Origin of the sequence: Alicyclobacillus kakegawensis NBRC 103104 (assembly GCF_001552655.1) — a bacterium.
Lineage (GTDB): Bacteria > Bacillota > Bacilli > Alicyclobacillales > Alicyclobacillaceae > Alicyclobacillus_G > Alicyclobacillus_G kakegawensis.
In genome coordinates, this window is the sequence record NZ_BCRP01000071.1 from 1 (window position 1) to 522 (window position 522).

Annotated in this window: 1 protein-coding gene; it reads right to left on the reverse strand. The window is 54.0% G+C overall.

The window, feature by feature from the left end:
- Nucleotides 1-45 precede the first annotated feature (45 nt).
- Nucleotides 46-522: integrase core domain-containing protein (locus AK2_RS16280; protein WP_169794820.1), on the reverse strand; the 477-nt coding region annotated here is incomplete at its 5' end.

Here is a 522-nt window from a genome sequence, read left to right on the forward strand (position 1 = left end):
TGGGATGGCCTTTAAGAGAGAGATGCAATTCAGATAAAAACCGTCTCACGCTGCGTTCTGTTGCGTTTTCCAATTTCTGAATTCCAACGGTGAGCGATAACCGAGTGCGGAATGAGGTCGGTCCGTGTTGTAAAAGTGAATGTACGACTCAATCGCCGCTTTCGCCTCGGCAAAGCTGCTGTATTCCTGCAGCCAGACCTCCTCTTCCTTCAGCGACCGGAAGAATCGCTCGATGTATCCGTCAGCATCGGGGTTGTTGTACCCCGTCCGCTCGTGGTGGATTTGGCAGGCCTTCATCGCTTGGATGAACCGTCGACTCGTCATCTGGCAGCCATTATCCGTTCGCAATGTCAAACCGGCACCTTGAACGCCGTTCGGGAAGCGATAGTTCAGCGCCATATCCACAGCCTTCAGCAGGTCCTCCGTCCGGCAGAACCGGGAAAACGAGTACCCCACAATCTCCCGGTCATAAGCGTCAATCACGGCAAACAGATATCCCCAGCCGTCTTTCCCACACCACAC